16 protein-coding genes and 5 tRNA genes are annotated in these 21,388 nt (G+C 34.7%); all 21 read right to left on the minus strand.

Features of this window, described 5'->3' with window-relative positions; all coding sequences use genetic code 11:
- Positions 1 to 19: 19 nt before the first annotated feature.
- The 21 genes from rpoB to C6368_RS06590 all read right to left on the minus strand — a co-directional run bounded on the left by rpoB (position 20) and on the right by C6368_RS06590 (position 21,346).
- On the minus strand, positions 20 to 3,832 hold the full coding sequence (gene rpoB / locus C6368_RS06485; protein ID WP_107038381.1) for a DNA-directed RNA polymerase subunit beta: 3,813 nt from the start codon (positions 3,830 to 3,832) through the stop codon (positions 20 to 22).
- Positions 3,833 to 3,941: 109 nt separating this feature from the next.
- On the minus strand, positions 3,942 to 4,313 hold the full coding sequence (gene rplL / locus C6368_RS06490; protein WP_107038382.1) for a 50S ribosomal protein L7/L12: 372 nt from the start codon (positions 4,311 to 4,313) through the stop codon (positions 3,942 to 3,944).
- Between the two features lie 42 nt (positions 4,314 to 4,355).
- Complete coding sequence (rplJ, locus tag C6368_RS06495; protein ID WP_107038383.1) at positions 4,356 to 4,877, minus strand: 50S ribosomal protein L10; 522 nt, start codon at positions 4,875 to 4,877, stop codon at positions 4,356 to 4,358.
- An 11-nt stretch (positions 4,878 to 4,888) separates the two neighbouring features.
- Entirely contained in the window at positions 4,889 to 5,584 is a 696-nt protein-coding gene (rplA, locus tag C6368_RS06500; protein WP_107038384.1) for a 50S ribosomal protein L1, read from the minus strand.
- A gap of 12 nt (positions 5,585 to 5,596) precedes the next feature.
- Positions 5,597 to 6,037: a 50S ribosomal protein L11 gene (gene rplK, locus C6368_RS06505; RefSeq protein ID WP_107038385.1), complete on the minus strand. Its 441-nt coding sequence runs from the start codon at positions 6,035 to 6,037 to the stop codon at positions 5,597 to 5,599.
- Positions 6,038 to 6,124: 87 nt separating this feature from the next.
- Positions 6,125 to 6,676: a transcription termination/antitermination protein NusG gene (nusG, locus tag C6368_RS06510; RefSeq protein ID WP_107038386.1), complete on the minus strand. Its 552-nt coding sequence runs from the start codon at positions 6,674 to 6,676 to the stop codon at positions 6,125 to 6,127.
- Positions 6,677 to 6,703: 27 nt separating this feature from the next.
- Entirely contained in the window at positions 6,704 to 6,916 is a 213-nt protein-coding gene (gene secE / locus C6368_RS06515) for a preprotein translocase subunit SecE (RefSeq protein WP_107038387.1), read from the minus strand.
- 15 nt (positions 6,917 to 6,931) lie between these two features.
- Positions 6,932 to 7,004, minus strand: a tRNA-Trp gene (locus tag C6368_RS06520).
- A gap of 51 nt (positions 7,005 to 7,055) precedes the next feature.
- On the minus strand, positions 7,056 to 8,240 hold the full coding sequence (tuf, locus tag C6368_RS06525) for an elongation factor Tu (protein WP_107038388.1): 1,185 nt from the start codon (positions 8,238 to 8,240) through the stop codon (positions 7,056 to 7,058).
- Between the two features lie 99 nt (positions 8,241 to 8,339).
- Positions 8,340 to 8,411, minus strand: a tRNA-Thr gene (locus C6368_RS06530).
- Between the two features lie 25 nt (positions 8,412 to 8,436).
- Positions 8,437 to 8,509, minus strand: a tRNA-Gly gene (locus C6368_RS06535).
- Between the two features lie 26 nt (positions 8,510 to 8,535).
- Positions 8,536 to 8,617: transfer RNA gene (locus C6368_RS06540), tRNA-Tyr, on the minus strand.
- Positions 8,618 to 8,633: 16 nt separating this feature from the next.
- A tRNA-Thr gene (locus C6368_RS06545) sits at positions 8,634 to 8,707 on the minus strand.
- A 297-nt stretch (positions 8,708 to 9,004) separates the two neighbouring features.
- Positions 9,005 to 9,883, minus strand: a complete 879-nt coding sequence (locus C6368_RS06550) for a tyrosine-type recombinase/integrase (protein WP_107038389.1) — start codon at positions 9,881 to 9,883, stop codon at positions 9,005 to 9,007.
- 59 nt (positions 9,884 to 9,942) lie between these two features.
- Complete coding sequence (gene rpsU, locus C6368_RS06555; RefSeq protein WP_107038390.1) at positions 9,943 to 10,134, minus strand: 30S ribosomal protein S21; 192 nt, start codon at positions 10,132 to 10,134, stop codon at positions 9,943 to 9,945.
- 76 nt (positions 10,135 to 10,210) lie between these two features.
- A complete protein-coding gene (locus tag C6368_RS06560; RefSeq protein WP_107038391.1) occupies positions 10,211 to 11,350 on the minus strand; it encodes an acyl-CoA dehydrogenase family protein in 1,140 nt (379 codons plus the stop codon).
- Positions 11,351 to 11,427: 77 nt separating this feature from the next.
- A complete protein-coding gene (locus tag C6368_RS06565; RefSeq protein WP_159038476.1) occupies positions 11,428 to 12,357 on the minus strand; it encodes a ComEA family DNA-binding protein in 930 nt (309 codons plus the stop codon).
- A gap of 5 nt (positions 12,358 to 12,362) precedes the next feature.
- Positions 12,363 to 14,438, minus strand: a complete 2,076-nt coding sequence (locus C6368_RS06570; protein ID WP_107038393.1) for an alanine/glycine:cation symporter family protein — start codon at positions 14,436 to 14,438, stop codon at positions 12,363 to 12,365.
- An 84-nt stretch (positions 14,439 to 14,522) separates the two neighbouring features.
- Positions 14,523 to 15,431: an SDR family oxidoreductase gene (locus tag C6368_RS06575; protein ID WP_107038394.1), complete on the minus strand. Its 909-nt coding sequence runs from the start codon at positions 15,429 to 15,431 to the stop codon at positions 14,523 to 14,525.
- A gap of 232 nt (positions 15,432 to 15,663) precedes the next feature.
- Positions 15,664 to 16,935 (minus strand): DUF2851 family protein, encoded by a 1,272-nt coding sequence (locus C6368_RS06585; RefSeq protein WP_107038396.1) that lies wholly within the window; start codon positions 16,933 to 16,935, stop codon positions 15,664 to 15,666.
- Positions 16,936 to 17,020: 85 nt separating this feature from the next.
- Positions 17,021 to 21,346: a SpoIIE family protein phosphatase gene (locus tag C6368_RS06590; protein WP_107038397.1), complete on the minus strand. Its 4,326-nt coding sequence runs from the start codon at positions 21,344 to 21,346 to the stop codon at positions 17,021 to 17,023.
- Positions 21,347 to 21,388: the final 42 nt, after the last annotated feature.

Below are 21,388 nucleotides of genomic sequence, written 5' to 3' on the forward strand. Positions count from 1 at the left end.
TTCAATTAAACTTTGACTATTAATCCATCTTGATATTCAATCCTAGTCCTCTCAATTCATGAAGAAGAACGTTAAATGATTCAGGAATACCAGGCGTAGGGAGATTATCTCCTTTTACGATTGCTTCGTAAGCCTTAGCTCTTCCGTTCACATCATCAGATTTAACAGTCAAGATTTCTTGTAGGATGTTAGATGCACCAAATGCCTCAAGTGCCCACACCTCCATCTCTCCAAAACGCTGACCTCCGAAGAGTGCCTTACCACCTAATGGCTGTTGCGTAATTAAAGAGTATGGTCCGATTGAACGAGAATGCATTTTATCATCTACCATGTGAGATAATTTCAACATATAGATTACACCTACTGTTGCAGGTTGGTCAAAACGTACTCCTGTTCCACCATCATACAAGTATGTCTTACCTGCACGTGGAATTCCAGCTTTATCACAGTATTCAGCAACTTCTGAAGGCAAAGCACCATCAAAAATTGGTGTAGCAAACTTAACATTCAATTTCTGACCTGCCCATCCAAGAACAGTTTCATAAATTTGACCTAAGTTCATACGTGAAGGTACCCCTAATGGGTTCAACACGATATCTACCGGAGTACCATCGTCTAAGAAAGGCATATCTTCTTGACGAACAATGTTCGCTACAATACCCTTATTTCCGTGACGACCCGCCATCTTATCACCTACTTTCAATTTACGTTTCTTAGCTAAATAAACTTTTGCCAATTTAACGATTCCAGCAGGTAACTCATCTCCTACAGAGATATGGAATTTTTTACGCTTATAATTTCCTAATAAATCATTGGCCTTAATAGTGAAGTTATGAATAACTCGCTGAATCATTGAGTTAGTTTCTTCTTCTTCAGTCCATTTACTAGGGTTTACTATAACATAGTCAACAATACTTAAAGCTTTCTCAGAGAATTTAGACCCTTTTTTGATTATCTCTTCTCTAAAGTTATTTGTTACACCAGCAGATTTCTTACCTTCTAGAATAACCAATAATTTTTGAACAAGAATACCTTTTAGGTCAGCTAAATCTTTCTCATAATCAGTGTCAAGATTTTCTAAAATAGGTTTATCTTGAGCTTTAGTTTTACGATCTTTTACTGCTCTAGAGAATAGTTTCTTATTAATTACTACACCTCTTAATGAAGGTCCAGCTTTCAAAGAAGCATCTTTTACATCACCAGCTTTATCACCAAAGATTGCACGCAATAATTTTTCTTCTGGAGATGGGTCCGTTTCACCTTTTGGTGTAATCTTACCAATCAAAATATCTCCTTCTTTAACCTCTGCACCAATACGGATTAATCCATGTTCGTCAAGATCTTTAGTTGCTTCTTCACTAACGTTAGGAATATCAGCTGTTAGCTCTTCCATACCACGTTTAGTATCACGCACTTCTAAAGAATATTCATCAATGTGAACAGAAGTGAATACATCCTCGCGCACTACACGCTCAGAAATCACAATTGCATCCTCAAAGTTAAATCCTTTCCAAGGCATGAAGGCAACCTTCATATTTTGTCCTAAAGCAAGTTCACCTTGTTGTGTTGCATAACCTTCACAAAGTACTTGTCCTTCTTCAACGATATCACCTTTTTTAACAATAGGTTTCAAGTTCATTGTTGAACCTTGATTCGTTTTCTTGAATTTAGTTAAAACGTATGTTTTAGTATTTCCGTCGAATGATACAATCTCATCTTCTTCAGAAAGATCATATTTGATTACAATTTCGTTGGCATCAACATATTCAACAATACCATTTCCTTCAGCATTAATCAATACACGAGAGTCACGAGCTACTAAACGTTCGATTCCAGTTCCTACGATTGGAGATTCTGGTTTCAATAACGGAAGAGCTTGACGCTGCATGTTTGATCCCATCAATGCACGGTTGGCATCATCATGTTCCAAGAATGGAATAGAAGAAGCCGCAATCGAAGCAATTTGATTTGCTCCAACGTCCATCAAGTTAATTTGCTTTGGCTCAACTACTGGGAAGTCTCCCTCCTCACGAGCTTTAACAACATCTCCAAGGAATTCACCTTCATCATTTAGAGGAGCATTTGCTTGCGCAATCATCATTGAATCCTCTTCTTCTGCAGATAAATAAATTGGTTCTTCATTCAATTGAACTTTTCCATCGATAACTTTTCTATATGGAGTTTCGATGAAACCAAGCTTATTCACTTTAGCAAATACACATAAAGATGAAATCAAACCAATGTTTGGTCCCTCAGGAGTTTCAATTGTACAAAGACGACCATAGTGAGTGTAGTGAACATCACGTACCTCAAATCCAGCACGCTCTCTAGAAAGACCACCAGGCCCAAGTGCAGAGAAACGTCTTTTGTGTGTTACCTCAGAAAGTGGATTCGTTTGATCCATAAACTGAGACAATTGATTCGTTCCAAAAAATGAGTTAATCACAGACGAAAGTGTTTTCGCGTTGATTAAGTCAATTGGAGTAAATACTTCATTATCTCTAACGTTCATTCTTTCACGAATTGTACGAGCCATACGGGCAAGTCCAACACCAAACTGAGAGAATAATTGTTCACCAACAGTTCTGACACGACGATTAGAAAGGTGGTCAATATCATCAACTTCTGCTTTTGAGTTAATCAACTCAATCAGATACTTAATGATTTTAATTATATCACTTTTAGTTAAAACTCTTGACTCTTCATCGTCAGAAATTTTAAGTTTTTTATTGATTCTAAAACGACCTACCTCACCCAAGTCATAACGCGTATCTGAGAAGAACAATTTATCGAATACACTACGTGCAGTTTCGATATCTGGCGGCTCAGCATTACGTAATTGTCTATAGATTACTTCAACTGCTTCTTTTTCAGAATTTGCAGTATCTTTTTGTAGGGTATTATATATAATAGTAAAATCAGCAGAATTTACATCTTCCTTATGAAGGATGATAGTTTTAGTTCCTGCATCAATTATTTCTTCAATATTGTCCTTATCAAGAACAGTATCACGATCTAAGATTACTTCGTTACGTTCAATAGATACAACTTCTCCTGTATCCTCATCAACGAAATCTTCAATCCAAGATTTAAGAACTCTTGCAGCTAATTTACGACCAATAACCTTCTTAAGATTAGCTTTAGTCGCTTTAATTTCGTCTGCTAGATCAAAAATCTCTAAAATGTCTTTATCACTTTCGTAACCGATAGCTCTGAACAAAGTTGTAACAGGAAGCTTCTTTTTACGATCGATATATGCATACATAACATTATTAATGTCAGTTGCGAACTCTATCCAAGATCCTTTAAAAGGGATAATTCTTGCAGAGTATAATTTTGTACCATTTGCGTGTCTAGATTGACCAAAGAAAACACCAGGTGAACGGTGTAACTGAGAAACTATAACACGTTCAGCACCATTCACTACAAATGACCCTTTAGGTGTCATATAAGGAATTGTACCTAAATAAACATCTTGAACTATCGTTTCAAAATCTTCATGTTCAGGGTCAGTACAATAAAGTTTCAATTTTGCTTTAAGGGGAACACTATACGTTAATCCACGTTCGATACACTCTTCAATAGAGTAGCGAGGCGGATCAATGAAATAGTCCAGAAACTCAAGGACAAATTGATTTCTTGTATCAGTTATAGGAAAGTTTTCAGAAAAAACTTTAAAGAGACCTTCCTTTTCACGGTTCTCAGGAGTTGTTTCAAGTTGAAAAAACTGACGGAACGACTTTAGTTGAACATCCAAAAAGTCAGGATATTCAAAAACACTTTTGCTAGAAGCGAAATTAATTCTTGTAGCGATATTATTTGATGTTGCCAAGACTACGAAATTTTGTTAGAAAAAAGAACCAGATGCGTATAAATGCATAAAAACAGCACAAGGCATCCCGAAAATCGAGGATGCCTGTACTGTATAATAAGTATAGTTATTACTTAACTTCAACCTCAGCTCCTGCTTCTTCTAATGAAGATTTTAAGCTATCAGCTTCGTCTTTAGAAACTCCCTCCTTAACTGGAGCTGGAGCACCATCAACTAATGCTTTTGCTTCTTTCAAACCAAGACCAGTTAATTCTTTAACTAATTTTACGACAGCCAATTTACTACCTCCCGCAGCTTTAAGGATTACGTCAAACTCAGTTTTTTCTTCTGCAGCTTCTGCAGCAGCACCTCCTCCAGCAACTGCAACAGCAGCAGCAGCAGGTTCGATACCGTATTCATCCTTAAGGATAGTTGCTAATTCGTTAACTTCTTTTACTGTAAGGTTAACTAATGTTTCAGCGATGTCTTTTAATTCAGCCATTTTATTTTTGTTTAAAAAAGGTTCTAATAAATAATATTTAATCTATGCTCTTTCTGAGAGCGTTTTAAGAATTCCAACGATTTTACCACCTTGTCCTTTAAGTCCAGAAATAACATTTTTCGCTGGGCTTTGTAACAATGTAATAACTTCTCCGATAAGTTCATCCTTGCTTTTGATTTCAACTAATGCATCAAGATTCTCATCTCCAATGTAAATAGCTTCTTCAACGTAAGCTGCTTTTAAGATTGGTCTTTCGGCCTTCTTACGGAAATCCTTAATAATTTTTGCAGGCGCATTACCTACTTCAGCATACATAATTGCTGTTGGTCCTTTAAGAGCTTTTTTCAACTCACTAAGATCTCTGTCCTCGATACGATCGATAGCTTTAGAAAGAAGAGTATTTTTGATTACTCTTAAACTTACATTAGCCTTAAAACATCTTGCTCTTAAGTCGTTTATTTTCTCTACAGATAACTGCGATGTATCAGCAAGGTAAAAAATACCTGCGTCTTTTAATTCTGCTGTTAAATTGTCAATGTACTGCGCTTTTTCTTCTCTATTCATATTTAAAAATTTTAAGCGACAACAGATTTAGCGTCAATTTGAATACTTGGGCTCATTGTTGAACTCATGTAAATACTTTTGATGTACACTCCTTTAGCTGCAGATGGTTTCATCTTGATTAAAGTGCTTAACAATTCAGCTGCATTGTCCTTAATTTTACTACCATCGAAAGATGATTTTGCAATATTAGAGTGAACAATACCGAATTTATCAACACGGAAATCGATTTTACCAGCTTTAACTTCTTGAACTGCTTTCGCTACATCCATTGTTACAGTACCAGTTTTAGGGTTAGGCATTAAACCTCTAGGTCCTAATATACGACCTAAAGCACCTACTTTCCCCATTACAGATGGCATGGTGATTATCACATCGATATCAGTCCATCCTCCTTTTATTTTCTCAATGTACTCATCTAAACCAACGAAATCAGCACCTGCTTCTTTAGCCTCTTCTTCCTTGTCAGGTGTACAAAGTACAAGTACTTTAATATCCTTTCCAGTTCCGTGAGGTAGAGCAACAGTTCCTCTTACCATTTGATTAGCTTTTCTAGGATCAACTCCTAGACGAACACTGATGTCAACAGAAGCGTCGAATTTTGTATTAGTGATTTCCTTTACTAAATCACATGCTTCAGTCAACGAATACGTCTTGTCAAAGTCATACTTTGAAAGCGCTTCTTTTCTCTTTTTAGAAATACGTCCCATGATTAATGTTTTTTAGTTTTTAGGAAAAGCCCCTTTTACAGTGATTCCCATACTTCTTGCCGTTCCAGCAACCATTTTCATACCTGATTCAATTGTGAAACAGTTAAGGTCAGCCATTTTGTCTTCAGCAATTGCTTTAACTTGATCCCAAGAAACACTAGCCACTTTCAAGCGGTTAGGCTCTGAAGAACCTTTTTTAAGTTTTGCTGCATCCAATAATTGAACTGCTGCTGGTGGAGTTTTGATGATAAAATCGAATGATTTATCTCCATAAACAGTGATTACAACAGGTAATACTTTTCCAGCCTTATCTTGGGTTCTTGAGTTAAACTGCTTACAGAACTCCATGATGTTAACCCCTTTTGCACCAAGTGCGGGACCAACGGGCGGAGAAGGATTTGCTGCACCACCTTTGATCTGTAATTTGATCAAACCTGCTACTTCTTTAGCCATTTATTTATAGTTTGTGTAGTCCTAACGTGATCGTATAGATGGGAAGCTTTAATCATCACCACCACTCCTACTGGTTAAAAAAACTTATTAATTTTCTTTATCTACTTGCATATAGCTCAATTCGACCAAGTTTTTTCGACCGAATATTTTCACCATAACTTTCAATTTCTTTTTCTCTTCGTTAATTTCTTCAATAGTTCCATTAAAGTTATTAAAAGGTCCATCAACAACCTTAACCGACTCTCCGATAACAAATGGAATTTTCATTTCCTCTTCATTTTCAGACATCTCGTCAACTTTACCTAGAATACGATTAACTTCCGTTTTTCTCATTGGTAAAGGATCTCCATGCTTTTCAGCACCCAAGAATCCTATAACATTTGGCACTCCTTTTATAACGTGAGGAACTTCTCCCACAAGTGCAACTTCCACGAGAACATAACCAGGTAAAAAAGTTTTTTCTTTGGTAATTTTCTTACCGTTTCTAATTTGAAAAACTTTTTCTGTAGGAATAAGGATTTGACCAAAAAAATCATTCAATTTTTGACGATTGATTTCCATTTCTAGGTACTCCTTAACCATTCCTTCTTTCCCGCTAATTGCGCGAACAACGTACCATCTTTTTTTAACTTCTTCCACAGTAATTCCGATAAAACGTATTATTAATTATGGATAAATCAATCCAAGAACTCCTTTCCAGAAATATGTAGATGGATTTATTCCGAAAATAAAATCCATTACAAATATAAGTAAGGAAAATATAACAGATCCAACAACTACCATAATAGTATTGTTCTGTAACTCTGTCCATGTTGGCCAGCTCACTTTGTGAACTAGCTCATGATATGTATCCTGAAGATATTCTACAATATTTGCCAATTTCTTTCAATTTTGCACGGGCGGTAGGATTCGAACCCACGACCAATGGTTTTGGAGACCAGTACTCTACCAACTGAGCTACGCCCGTAGTTAAAAAAAGGGAGTCAAAAAACTCCCCTTTTTCAATTATATTTTATGTCTATACGATCTCAGTCACTTGACCAGCTCCTACAGTTCTACCACCCTCACGGATTGCAAAACGAAGACCTTTGTTCATAGCGATTGGAACGATCAATTCAACATTAATTGTAACGTTATCACCAGGCATAACCATGTCACGATCTTCTCCTAAAAGAATCTCTCCAGTTACATCCGTTGTACGGAAGTAGAACTGTGGACGGTAACGGTTATGGAATGGAGTGTGACGTCCACCTTCTTCTTTCTTAAGAACATATATCTCTGCCTTAAATTTAGCGTGTGGTGTTGTAGAACCAGGCTTACAAACAACCATACCTCTACGGATCACTGTTTTGTCAATACCTCTTAAAAGAAGTCCAACGTTATCACCAGCTTCACCTCTATCTAAGATCTTACGGAACATCTCTACCCCTGTAACAACAGATTTAAGTTTCTCATCACCCATACCTAAGATGTCAACCTCTTCTCCAGAGTTAATAACACCAGTTTCGATACGACCAGTTGCAACAGTACCACGACCAGTGATCGAGAATACATCTTCAACAGGCATCAAGAATGGTTTGTCTACTTCACGAGGAGGTAATTCAATCCATGTATCAACTGCTTCCATTAGCTCCATAACGATATCACTCCACTTCTCGTCTCCGTTAAGAGCACCTAAAGCAGAACCTTGAATCACTGGAGAGTTATCACCATCATAATCATAGAAAGATAAAAGCTCTCTAATTTCAAGTTCAACCAATTCTAATAATTCTTCGTCATCTACCAAATCCACTTTGTTCATGAAAACAACGATTCTTGGAATACCAACCTGGCGTCCTAAAAGAATGTGCTCACGTGTTTGAGGCATTGGTCCATCTGTTGCAGCAACAACTAAAATCGCACCATCCATTTGAGCAGCACCAGTTACCATGTTCTTAACATAGTCGGCGTGACCTGGACAATCTACGTGTGCGTAGTGACGATTTTCAGTTTCATACTCAATGTGAGATGTATTGATTGTAATACCACGTTCCTTCTCCTCAGGAGCGTTATCGATTGAGTCAAAACTACGAGCTTCAGATAAGCCTTTTGCAGACAAAACCGCAGCGATAGCAGCAGTTAAAGTTGTCTTTCCGTGATCGACGTGACCGATTGTTCCAATGTTCAAGTGTGGTTTGGAACGATTAAATGTTTCCTTAGCCATTTTTTATTTGTTACTTGTTAATATACTATTTATAAAACTTAATTGCTACATACGGAAAAATTCACTCATAATAATGAGTGACTCTCCATGTGTAATTCGAGCCAATGACGAGAATTGAACTCGTGACCTCTTCCTTACCAAGGAAGCACTCTACCCCTGAGCTACACCGGCAGCGAGCCATTAAAAAGTTATATTGAGCGGGAGACGAGACTCGAACTCGCGACCCTCAGCTTGGAAGGCTGACGCTCTACCAACTGAGCTACTCCCGCTTAAAATATAAAAGTTAAACTAAGTGTGGGGGGAGAAGGATTCGAACCTTCGAAGATAAAATCAGCAGATTTACAGTCTGCCCTCGTTGGCCGCTTGAGTATCCCCCCAACTAAAAAGTTTATGAGCCGATGGAGGGACTCGAACCCCCGACCTGCTGATTACAAATCAGCTGCTCTAGCCAGCTGAGCTACATCGGCACTTTTGTTGGTAAATTATAACCTTTTAAAGAACTCCCTAACATGATATACATCTCGTTCGGGGTTGCAAATGTAGTAAATAAATAAACTCCGACAAGCATTTTTTTAAAATATTTTTAAAATATTTTTGATTCTTTTTTCACCCTCTGTAAAAACCAACATCTAACACATTGTTTTACAATGGTTTTATTAAAAAGTCAAGACCTAAAAAATTTATAAAAAAAATTCGATTTTTTTTTAAATTTCAAAATAAACTTAAGGTTAACCCTGCTGATTATAGATTATAATAACGGAAAATCACTCCTCTTTTCCTCCTCTGGGATGAGATTGTTTATAGATTTTTGAAATCTGATCAAATGAATTATGCGTGTAAATTTGAGTTGCACTTAAATTTGCATGTCCCAATACCTCCTTTAAGGTTTCTAGTCCCGCCCCATTATTTAACATGTGTGTTGCAAAAGTATGCCGCAAAACATGCGGACTTCTTTTTGTAAGGCTAGTTACCATAGAAAGATAATAATTCACTTTTCTATAAACAAACTTAGGATATAACTTTTTCCCTTTATCAGTTATGAATAAATAATTAACATTAGCCTCTACGTAAACCGGAGATCTTAAATAATCCTTTAATTGATTTGATAAATCGGATGTAATAGGAACAATCCTTTCCTTATTACGTTTACCTAAAACTCTTAAACTGTCATTCTCGAAATTAACCTGTTTCAACTCTATAAGTTCGGAGAGACGGATGCCAGTTTGATAAAAAACCTCTAATATTAATCGATCTCGCAATCCCGAAAACCCTTCAGGAAACAATTGTTCAATATTATTTAATTCGATTTCCTCTTCCTTAACAAATTCAGGAAGTCTTTTCTCTTGCTTTGGGCCCCTAATTTTAGACATAGGGTTGATGTCGATTATTTGATTTTTCAAGGCCCATTTAAAAAACGTCCTTAATGAAGACAATTTCCGATTTACTGTCCTGTTAGAATGCTTATTATTAATTAAATCAACTATCCAAGCTCGAATGTTTTGATACGTTAATTCTTTTAAATCATCTTTACTTTCAATTTCAGCGAATTCTAAAAATGATTCAATATCTTTTTGATAAGCTATACTGGTATGATCAGATACTCTTTTCTCAGTATTTAAATATGTAATGAATTGGTCGAGCATATATAAACAAAAAAAGGAGTCCACAATAGACTCCTTAACGTATTCTTGAAAAGAATATTTTATATTTCTTTAGACTGTAAACGTTGTTTGTAAGCCGCTTTAATACGAGCTTGACGTCCTAATATTGAAGGTTTAACAAATTCTTTACGTCTACGGATCTCTCTCATACGTCCAGTTTTTTCAAACTTCTTCTTATATTTCTTGAGAGCTCTTTCTATGTTCTCTCCTTCTTTTACAGGTACTACTAACATATTCTATATTTAATTTCGTTTTCTAATTCTATAAATTGGTTTGCAAAGATAATAAGATAAATCTTATGAACAATACTTATTTCAAAATTTCTCTTGAAATAACTACTTTTTGAATTTCAGATGTTCCTTCACCAATAGTCATTAACTTTGCATCACGTAGAAACTTCTCTGCTGGATACTCCTTTGTATAACCATAACCTCCCATAATTTGTACGGCTTCATTCCCACACATAACAGCAGTTTCACTAGCGAAATATTTAGCATAAGCTCCTTCTTCAGTTAACTTTTTACCAGCATTTTTCAATGCAGCAGCGTTGAAAGTCAATAATTCGGCTGCTTTTACATTTGTAGCCATATCAGCTAACTTAAAGCTAATTCCTTGAAATTGTGCAATTGGTTTACCAAACTGTTCACGTTCTTTAGCATATTTTACTGATGCTTCATATGCTCCACGAGCGACTCCACAACTTAAGGCAGCGATAGAAATTCGACCACCATCAAGAATTTGCATAGCTTGGACAAAGCCCATACCTACTTCACCAATTAAATTAGCATTAGGAACACGAACATTGTCAAAAATTAGCTCTGCAGTTTCACTAGCTCTAACACCTAACTTCCCTTTAATTTGAACTGCAGAAAAACCAGGAGTACCTTTCTCAACGATAAACGCTGATATACCTTTACTATCTAACAATTCACCAGTTCTTACTAAAACTACAGAAACATCTCCTGAAAGCCCATGAGTAATCCAGTTTTTGGCACCATTAATAATCCAATCATCACCATCTTTAACTGCTGTTGTTTTCATTCTCATAGCATCAGAACCTGTATTAGGCTCTGTCAACCCCCATGCACCAATGAATTCTCCAGAAGCCAATTTTGGTAAAAATCTTTTCTTTTGTTCTTCAGAACCATGATAATAAATATGTCCAGTACATAATGAATTATGCGCAGCAACAGAAAGACCAACTCCTCCACAAACTTTACCTAATTCAATAAGTGCAGTTACATATTCATCGTAAGAAAAACCACTACCACCATATTCTTCTGGAATGTAAATACCTAAAAGACCTAAATCTCCTAGTTTTTTCATCACATCAACTGGAAAGTGTTCTTTTTCATCCCATTCTAATAAATTTGGCTTAATTTCCTTTTCAGCAAAGTCTCTTACCATTTGTTGAATCATTATTTGATTCTCGTTAAGATCGAAGTTCATTCTATTTTGTATTTTAAATTATCAAAATTTCAAAAGGCAAATATAGTATATTTTTATTCGTTCGTATAAGAATAAAATTAATCTACCTTCAAGTATGGCGTTAACGCCTTTAATTTATCTCTGTCAATATAAGGAGATAAAAGAATTTCATCTACTCTTTTATAAACCCTATAGTTTTCCCTAAAGTACACAATTGATTTTGCAATATCATAACTAATCAAAGGATGGTTTCTTAATTGCTGCTCCGACGCTTTGTTGATATCCAGCTTTCTTAATTCATTTAAATTGATTACTAAGAATGGTTTTAAAGAATCTAACTTTCCTTGTCTCATCCCATAGATTCCCGATAATTGATCATGTGAAACGAATCCTCCATAAGCCTTTCGTAATTGAATTATTTCTTTTGCGTAAAATTCACCAATTCCAGGTATACTTTTAAGTTCTTCGGCAGATGCCATATTTAAAGAAATCGGGGAAACAACCTTCGTTTTTTCAACACGGGGTTCAATTTCATTTTCTAGTTCTTGACTATTCATTTCTTTATACGAAACCTCAGTGCTATAAAGTTCTTCAATTTCCTCCGGCAAGTCTATTTTAGGTTCCAACAAATCATATAATTCTTGATCTACAACATAAAGTTTTTTAAGATCAGTTTTAACCTTCAATATTGCTCCGCTTGATAAATAATTTATAATAGATCCGGCTTGTTTCTCAGACAATCCAACATTCTTCCATTCCTCAACTGTATAATCATTTGGATCAAACATTGCTTTTGGCTGGGTATATCTACTATACTCTAGACTCTCGACCTTCAGTTTGTTCTTTTCTGCTTCAAATTTAGCTAATGGACGAATTTGAATTTCATATTCTTGCGGAACATGGATATAATTATAATACAACCTTGGACTTACTGCGACTATGACGAACGCAATAAGTAAAACGATTATACCTCGACGGGCTCTTTTTGAAAAATGAATCCAGTCACTATCCCAATTCTTTCTAACCAATATATTTATTTAAATCTTTTAATTGCACCTGATTTTATACGAGAAAAATAATCTTTTAAATCTGCTTTTACTTCTCCTGACATTATCAGAAGTCCTAGAATATTTGGAAAAGCCATACCTAAAATCATAAGATCTGAAAAATCAATTACGGCTCCAAGTCCTACAGAAGCTCCAATAACAATAAACACAAGGAATATAAATTTATAGATTAAATCTGACATTTTAGATTGTCCAAAAACAAAAGTCCAAGCCTTTAAGCCGTAATAAGACCAAGAAATCATTGTAGAGAATGCAAATAATACTACTGCGAATGAAAGAACATACAATGACCAATCACCTAATGAAGATGAAAGTGCCGCAGATGTTAGCGCAGCTCCTTCTAATCCTTCGGGATCTTGTGCATACCCCGTAAATATAATTACTAAAGCAGTCATCGTACATACAACTACAGTATCAATAAACGGCTCTAAAATAGCAACGATTCCTTCACTAACAGGCTCATCAGTCTTGGCAGCAGCGTGAGCAATTGGTGCAGAACCTACTCCTGCTTCATTCGAGAATGCAGCACGTTGGAACCCTAAAATCAGTACTCCAATAAATCCACCATACATTGCATCCGGATTAAAAGCACCAGTAATGATTGTACTGAAACCATGCCCTAAATTATCGTAATTAAAACCAATAATTACCAAAGCCGAAATGACATAAATTCCAACCATCGTTGGTACAATTTTATCTGTAACACTGGCAATTTTCTTAATTCCACCAACAATTACTATTCCTACGAGAATTGCCATTCCAATTCCGAAATACAAACCATAAGAGGAGAATCCTTCCCATCCAGGGATTTCTGAGAGTTGGTTAAACGCTTGATTAACTTGGAACATGTTTCCACCTCCAAGTGAACCACCAACACAAAGAATGGCAAAAAGTATAGCTAAAACCTTTCCTAATTGTTTGAAACCCGGTCCACGTTTCGCCAATCCACGACTTAAATAGTACATTGGACCACCAGAAACTTCACCATCCTCTTTTAAGATACGGTATTTTACACCAAGGGTACATTCAACAAATTTTGAAGCCATCCCTACTAAACCAGCAAGAATCATCCAGAAAGTTGCTCCCGGTCCTCCCATACTAATTGCAATTGCGACCCCTGCAATATTACCCAATCCAACTGTTGCTGAAAGTGCAGTAACTAGGGCTTGAAAATGAGTTACTTCCCCAGCTTCCTTAGACGGATTATCATATCTACCTTTAACTAAATCAATTGCGTGCCTAATACCTTTAAACTGGATGAACCCCATCTTAAATGTAAAGAAAAACGCACCCGCCACAAGCCAAAGTACAATTAATGGAATTCCTTGTGATTTATTAGTAAGATTTTTGAAGTAAAAGGGTTGCGGTGAAGAATAATCAATTTTCCCTAAAATCTTTTCTGATAAGTTACCACGCTTGTTGATGAACGATACCTCATCACCAGCTACTACTTTCTTTCCTTTGTGTTCACCATGCATCAGAGTTCCATCACCCATTGCATAAAACGGAAATTCATTATCACCTTCCTTAAGAATTGCTATTATTTCTAGATGTTTAACCTCTTCACCATCTTTCTTCACCCATTCTTTCAGCACATACTTAGGTGATGCTGTTGATAAAGCAAATGGAGCTTTCAAAACAAACTCCTTAACCTTCACAGTGTCAGACCAAACATTTGCAAATAATATATCTTGTAATAAAGACACTGCTGGTTTCATTCCATTGTTTACATGTTCAGAAAAGCTATTTGGTTTAACGTATCCCGTTACTTTTACAGTATCTAAATTCGCGTCGATTACAGTAACTTTTATTGAATCTCCTTCAGACCAACCGTTAAATTTCTTATTGTAAATCGATATATCCTCATTATTCCACACATATTTATAAGGCTTTTTCCCTCCTTTGACGTCTATTTGTACTGAAACATCGTCAATTGCTTGCGATTTATCTTTGGTTGATAAGTTTGCTGATAAAGGAACATCTTGTCCAAATGCAAAACTTGTAAGCAGAAATAGGGTAGCCAAAACCTTAGCTAATCTCATAAATATTATTTTTTGTGTTCAATTTAATAACCTTATTACTCTTGTAGATGAGCAGGTCGGATTTGCTAATTTATAAATATTATTTTAATTGTTAACGTCTATTAACGATAAGCTTTCTATAAAATCCGTTGACTTATAGGCCAATTCCGATTCTGCTTTGCCAATATCCAGACCAGATGAAAGCGGACGTTTAGCTTTTTGGTTCAATTTTTCAGATGTAATAGAATTCACTTTTTCAGTGCTAACATTGAGGTATTTAGCAACTAATTTAATGTATTCATTCATTGAGAGAAGCTCCTTACCTGCAATATTATACACGCCAAACTCACTTAATTCAATAACTTTAGCACAAGCTTGAACAAGGTCTTCTACATAAGTTGGTGTTCTGAATTGATCATTGACGATGTTCAATTCCTTACCTAACCTCAACTCTGCCAAGGCCCAACTAAAAATATTCCCTTTATTTAACGCTTCACCCACACCATAAAGCAAGGAGGTTCTCAAAATCGTAAAATTATGGTAACCGCTTTCGAAGAGCAATTCTTCGGCATTCCATTTAGATAATCCATAATTACTTATTGGATTTGCAGTGTCTTCTTCGGTGTAAAGTTTCTTTTTACCGTCAAAAATAAAATCCGTAGAAATTTGAATTAAATGAGTATCAGAACAATCAATTTCTTCTATAATATTTGCTACTCCCCTTGTATTAATATTAAAACATTCTGTTTCGAAATCTTCACAAGCATCAACATTTGTCATTGCTGCCGCATTAATTATATGAGTAGGCTTGAAGTTATTAATAACCTCTCCCACTTGAACCATATTTGTAATGTCCAAAATTTCGAAATTCGTTTTGGGAAGAAACGACAGCTTATTATCGGATTTAGCTGTAGCTAGAAATTGAATATTGTTTTTCTGAAAATAGCTAACTAATTTTTGCCCTAGCAAACCGTTACTACCTGTAATTAAAACCTTTGTGCTTGATTCGCTCATAATTCCCAAATTGACTTTCGTTTTTTTCGCAGTTTAAAAATGTGTTTATTCTCCAATACCCAACCCATTGCTAAGTACATGATCAAAGGTGACCCCAATGCTAAAAATGAACTATAGATAAAAAATAGGCGAACTTTAGTTGTTCTCACACCTAATTTCTTCGCCCACCATTCACTGACGCCGAAAGATCGCATCTCAAAAAAGAAAACAATTTTCTGAATAAACTTACGCATTAATACTTTTCTAAATTTTCCATCCCTACTTTACAGGATAAACATTTTTTAAATTTACAAAATTCATTGTTTAATTCTAACAATCCTTGACTTTCTAATGCGTTTTGTGGCAAAAAACCGATGTTTTTCCAATAATTTATAACATTATTGCTTTCTGAAGGCAAGTTTTCCATTATTTCAACAGCCTTATCACTGTATGAAAAGTCGTTATTCAAATGTTTCAAAGCGACAAAATAAGGCACCAAACCATTTATGATTAAATTAAGTTTAAACAATTTTGAAAAGCCTAATTTTCTTTCTTTAGTGATACTCCCAAAAAGATAATGGTCCCTCCAATATCCATGAATAAATGAACCAGCTAAGTTATTTACTTTTTCTATGATTTGTTTTGATTCCAAATGTAAAAAAGTTCTTAAATCAAATTGCAGCAGAAAACCGCAGACTTGTGCCAGTATATAACTAGGAAAACTTGTTGGACGAATCCCTCCAAATTTCCAAGCACTTTTTTTCATTTCCAATAAACCATGTTTGTGCTTTAACAACTTCCAGGAATGTGAGAGCTCTTTATAGTACTTCTCTTCATAATCATTATTTAAGAAACCCGCAGCCCCAAAAATCAACGCTTCTAATCGGGTTTTATCCCATTGTTCTTTCGCCAATAGCTGATATGGCAGAATACACGCTAATTCTTGCATAGGCAATTTATTTACCCTACCACCAACCGCTTTTAATATAGCAGTAAAAAAAATTGAATCTTTATCTATTTGCTCGCGGTTAACAAATTCTAAAAGTGCTAATCCTTTTCTTTCAATTCTATGCAAAAATGAAACATCAATTTGTTGAAGAAGAGATAATTTAAAGTCCATAACCACATTTGAACATGCTACTTTAAATGGATTAGAAAGGATTTTTTGATAGCTGTGATAATGATGAACATCAATTTGATTTTTTAACTCGATAGTTGGCAGCCTACTTCCGTTAACATATACATCCTTATCATGTTCATGAACAACATGGAGAACAACGTTATTGTAAGCTTCATCGAGATGATGTTTGTGAGCATACCAATCAGATGATTTGATATGTAGCTCAATATTTCCGGACCATTTTATTCCGTCAATGATCACAGTTCCATTAAAAAAATCTGGTCCAGCATCCAGATTATACCATCCAATTTCTTTAATTGTAACTGGAACGCCATTTGTGAGATTTAGCTGATTAAAATTTAGACGTTTCATACGCCAGATATAATGCAAATATTCTTCTTGCATAATTAAGTGATTTAAGGGTTGCTAAATTAAGTTAGTGAAATTTAGGAGAATTCACCAAATTAAAATAGACTTTTCTTAAAGTAGATTAGAACTTATTTCCACTCAAACCTATCATGGTAATATCATCAGTTTGTGAATATTCCCCTACCCAATTTGTTAATTGTTCATTTAGGATCTTATTCTGTTCTAGCATAGGAAGATGTGAAATCTCATTAATTAGATTTAGGAATTTTTTGATTGTAAGTTTTTTATTTCGTTCACCACCAAATTGATCTGGGTAACCATCGGAGAAGATGTACATATTTTGATTTTCTTCTAGGGATAATTTTTCTGTTTTATAGGAGAAATTTGCCACCCTAGGAAGATCACCAATATGCTTAGATTGACCTTTAATTACTTCCAGTCTATTTTCAGTTTTATCAATAATAACAAACCTACCACCAGCCAGGGCATATTCAAATTGATTACTCTTGTTATCAAATACACATACAACCACTTCCATTCCATCTTGAACATAATTTCGACCATCTCTTGGAAGTACTTCTGCCAAACGCTCATCAAGTTGGTTAAGGATCTCACCTGGATTAGTATTTTTGGCTTCAATAATTATTTGATTTAAAATATTTATTCCTAAAAGAGTCATAAACGAACCTGGAACACCATGACCAGTGCAATCAGAAAGAATAACAATCGTTTTACCATCAACTTCATGAAGCCAAAAGAAGTCTCCAGAAACAATATCTTTAGGTCTAAACAAGACTAAACTATCTTCAAACAATTCTTCAAAATCTTCGGAACTTGGAAGCATATTGAATTGAATTCTTTGTGCATAATTTATAGATGCTGTAATATCTTTATTTTGATCCTTAATTATAGCATTAGCTTTTCTAGTATCTGTAATATCCCTGGCTAGACCCAAGAAACCAGTCACCATGTTCTCAGATCCAATTCTTTTCATTGTGGTTAAATTCAATCCTAACCATTTCAGATCACTTTGAGGCGTATGAATTGGAAACTCCTTATAACCTCCTTTATTTCGAATTTTCAAACTCTCTTTAAAAAAATTGTTGACCTTTTCATTATAATTTGAATCAATTACATCTAATATAGAAAGTCCAAGTAACTCCTCTTTTGTTCTAGCAAATACTTCACAACATTTTTCATTTGCAAAAGTAAAGTTTCCGCTAGTATCTGTTTGGAAAATTAAATCATCAGCATTCCGAACAATTAATTCATAATAATTTTCAAGATTAATTTTTTCTGTAACATCTTGACCCAAAATTATGCGAACCTCATCAGAAAATTGTTTACACGACCATTGATAGTATACAACTTCACTTTTAATCGTAATTAGTGGTGTAACAAAAATTGCCCCTTCTTTGAATTCATTAATTAAATTATCATTGGTAAAACCTTTTAAACCATTAAACGTAGGTTGATAATCGTTTAAGGTGAGTACATTTTCTCCTTTTAAGGTTTTTTTCATTCCCAAAAGCAATTCTATATTTTCACTTGAATAGGAAACTTTACCTTTCTTATCAAATGCCACCACTAAAGCGTTTCCTTTATTTACAATTCCAGATGTAAAGATTAATTGTTCTAATGAATTGTTTCTTAAATAAGTTTTGTAAATCATTAAGAAACTAGCTAATGCGACTCCCATCAAAAATAAGTATTGATTGAATTGCGCTTGATCTACCAAAAATATAATAATCACACTAAAAATCCCCATAGCCAACCCCACTAAAACAGCTGAACGGAGTTTTTCCAGTGTATAGGGAGCAACAAAGGTCACCAGTAATGTAGCCACGAAATAGAATGGATGAATATCAGACAAATATGTAAAGGCTAAATTATAACCTAATAACAATAGGAAACCAAGGGCTAGGTAAATCCTCGTTTTCGTTAATGTACTATCAATAAATGTTATCATAAAATAAAGCACTAAGATAATTAACCCAAAGGCAATCGCACTTAAATCATGGTTAACAAGGGTAGGATCAATTCTAGGAGCAAATAAATGACCAAGGGTATTTGCAGCCGCACCAAAAACTAAAATACTTTTTGCCATCGATCTATCTGCCACAATATCTCTGGATAGAATAATATTTTTACGGTTAAAATTACTTGATCGATCTAGAATGAGGATGTTTATCAATACAACCAAACCAATGACTATAATAATAAACCATTTATTTTTATAGAATGGAATTTCGACATTAAACCTTAATGAACTCACATCACTCTCATTGTCTCCATCAATTGACGAAATGACCTCGAAAGTGTAAATTCCAGATTTTAAATTATTGTAGATTGCTTCTTGTTCAGCGTCCCAATCAGACCATTCAATATATTTTTTATCACCACCCAATAGTCTATATTTATAAACTACAAAATTCGACTTGGCGTTAACACTTTTGAAGTCTATCAACAAGTTATTGTCTTCCGAATTGAGATTAATGGTATCGCTCACATTTACAAGCTGCTCAATATTCTTGTTTTTAAAAGAATAGATTTTAGGTTTATTCAATCTATTTTTCTTTGTAAAAAGACTAGGCTTAACTAAAATCACTCCACTTAAAGTTCCTAGTAAGATAGAGCCGTCTTCGGTTTGAAATGATGATCGCATATGTGTTTCATGTCCATAAAACCCATTCTCCTTATTGTAGGTCCTGCTAGAAAGAACTTCCCCATTATTTGAAACTTTTATTACTGTAATTCCTTTGTGGCTTCCAACTATCAAATTTCCAAATCGATCAGCATTTAAAGTATAAATTAGCAATGAAGGTAAAATCTTAGCCTCAGTAATAGCAATCCTTTTTCCTTTTGCGGTAATCCCCATTAAACCATCGTCAAAACTAAACCAAATTGTCCCATGGACATCCATTATTGAGTTTCCTACATAAGACCCTAATGATTGTCCATCGACATCTCTTGAAATAGTTTCCAATTCATCCTCTATTCTATCGTATCTAATCACTCCAGAGTTGGTTCCAAAAAACAAAGAAGATGAATCCTTAGACACTATGCCATTATAAAAATAAGATGGAGTAGTAATAAATTCGTCAATTTCACCGGTTTTTAAATCTTTTCTTTTAAGACCTTTACCCTCTATTGAGTACCACAAATATCCAAAAGCATTTTTGACCAAACTTATTTTCTGCCCCTTAATTTGTTCGAGAAATGGATAATTCTTTAATTCATTCCCATCAATTTCGTATACCCCACTTCTTGTAGAAACAATTTGAGTATCACCAATAGTTGTCAATGATGTAACATATATTTCTTTATTGTTTTTAAAACTCTTCTCATTAAATTCTTTTCCAATAAATGTTCCTTTACCAGCAACAGACATTAAATAAGTACTATCAATAGTTTTGGCAACAAAAGTAATATGTGGCTCGTTAAACAATTCAGAATTATTAAGATTGGTAAAAGGCTCTAATGAAATTCTATATGCTCCATTAATGCTAGAAGTTACCCAAATATCATTGTTTCTATCAATTAAAATATCTGTTGCTCCTAGAATCAATTGATCTGCATTACCTGACAGCAATTTAAAATTACAACTTTTAATATCGTATTCAATTACCCTACCTTGATTTGTAATGAAAGCAATAACATTGTCTTTTCTGTCCCATTTTAATATATGTTCATTAGGCAAAAGAATTGTTTTATCGCTTCTAGATATCCTTAAGTTTTCTTTCTTTACATTGTTAAGAGGCATGGACAAAGTCTTGTAAAAGTACTTGTCCATCAAAAACAAAGTGTCTGACTTTTCATAAGCTATTTCATAATCACTTAACGTCTTTTCACTAACACCAAACCATTCATACAATCCTTGTATACTATCGTTTTTGATATGAAAATTCATATCTGAGCTTAAAACTAAAAGCTCATCATCGAGCAAACAATTTCCGAAATGCTGAAAATTTGGATTATAAGGAGAAATAGTTCTTTCTTGAATAAGTACGCTGTCCTTATAAATTCTCAAGCCTTGATCCTGCAGAACAACATAAGTCCCATTATGAAAGGATATTGCATGACTTCCAGAAACCTTATTAATAAATGACAGTTTATTGATTGACTTGTTTTCTAGTGAAAAAACACCTCTATACTTGGTTGAAAACAACACTCCATTATCAATGAAATTGATATCATTAACATGCCGATTGTTTCTTCCTTGCTCTTCTTCAAGTGAATTAAATTCTTTACCATCGTAACGCATCAAACCAGCACCATCAGTTCCAAACCAAATGTATCCATCATCAGACTCCTCTACTGCAAGAATAGATACTAGGTTTAAACCTTCTTGGTAGTCGAAGTTTTTAAACGTATAAATTTGAGCAACTAACCTAAAAGAGCTAGTAACTAGAAAAATAATAAGAATGAGCCAACTTTGAAGTTTCATATCAATTTGTCGAACTCATAAATCTACAAAAAATACTGTAAG

It is taken from the genome of Brumimicrobium mesophilum (assembly GCF_003025005.1).
Taxonomy (GTDB): domain Bacteria; phylum Bacteroidota; class Bacteroidia; order Flavobacteriales_D; family Crocinitomicaceae; genus Brumimicrobium; species Brumimicrobium mesophilum.

What these genes read in the sequence shown, in the direction of transcription:
- C6368_RS06575 (WP_107038394.1), bottom strand. Translation starts at nt 15,431, where the DNA reads ATGAGCGAATCAAGCACAAAGGTTTTAATTACAGGTAGTAACGGTTTG.
- C6368_RS06560 (WP_107038391.1), bottom strand. Translation starts at nt 11,350, where the DNA reads ATGAACTTCGATCTTAACGAGAATCAAATAATGATTCAACAAATGGTA.
- rplA (WP_107038384.1), bottom strand. Translation starts at nt 5,584, where the DNA reads ATGGGACGTATTTCTAAAAAGAGAAAAGAAGCGCTTTCAAAGTATGAC.
- C6368_RS06570 (WP_107038393.1), bottom strand. Translation starts at nt 14,438, where the DNA reads ATGAGATTAGCTAAGGTTTTGGCTACCCTATTTCTGCTTACAAGTTTT.
- C6368_RS06550 (WP_107038389.1), bottom strand. Translation starts at nt 9,883, where the DNA reads ATGCTCGACCAATTCATTACATATTTAAATACTGAGAAAAGAGTATCT.
- rpsU (WP_107038390.1), bottom strand. Translation starts at nt 10,134, where the DNA reads ATGTTAGTAGTACCTGTAAAAGAAGGAGAGAACATAGAAAGAGCTCTC.
- rplL (WP_107038382.1), bottom strand. Translation starts at nt 4,313, where the DNA reads ATGGCTGAATTAAAAGACATCGCTGAAACATTAGTTAACCTTACAGTA.
- rplK (WP_107038385.1), bottom strand. Translation starts at nt 6,037, where the DNA reads ATGGCTAAAGAAGTAGCAGGTTTGATCAAATTACAGATCAAAGGTGGT.
- rplJ (WP_107038383.1), bottom strand. Translation starts at nt 4,877, where the DNA reads ATGAATAGAGAAGAAAAAGCGCAGTACATTGACAATTTAACAGCAGAA.
- C6368_RS06585 (WP_107038396.1), bottom strand. Translation starts at nt 16,935, where the DNA reads ATGCAAGAAGAATATTTGCATTATATCTGGCGTATGAAACGTCTAAAT.
- C6368_RS06590 (WP_107038397.1), bottom strand. Translation starts at nt 21,346, where the DNA reads ATGAAACTTCAAAGTTGGCTCATTCTTATTATTTTTCTAGTTACTAGC.
- tuf (WP_107038388.1), bottom strand. Translation starts at nt 8,240, where the DNA reads ATGGCTAAGGAAACATTTAATCGTTCCAAACCACACTTGAACATTGGA.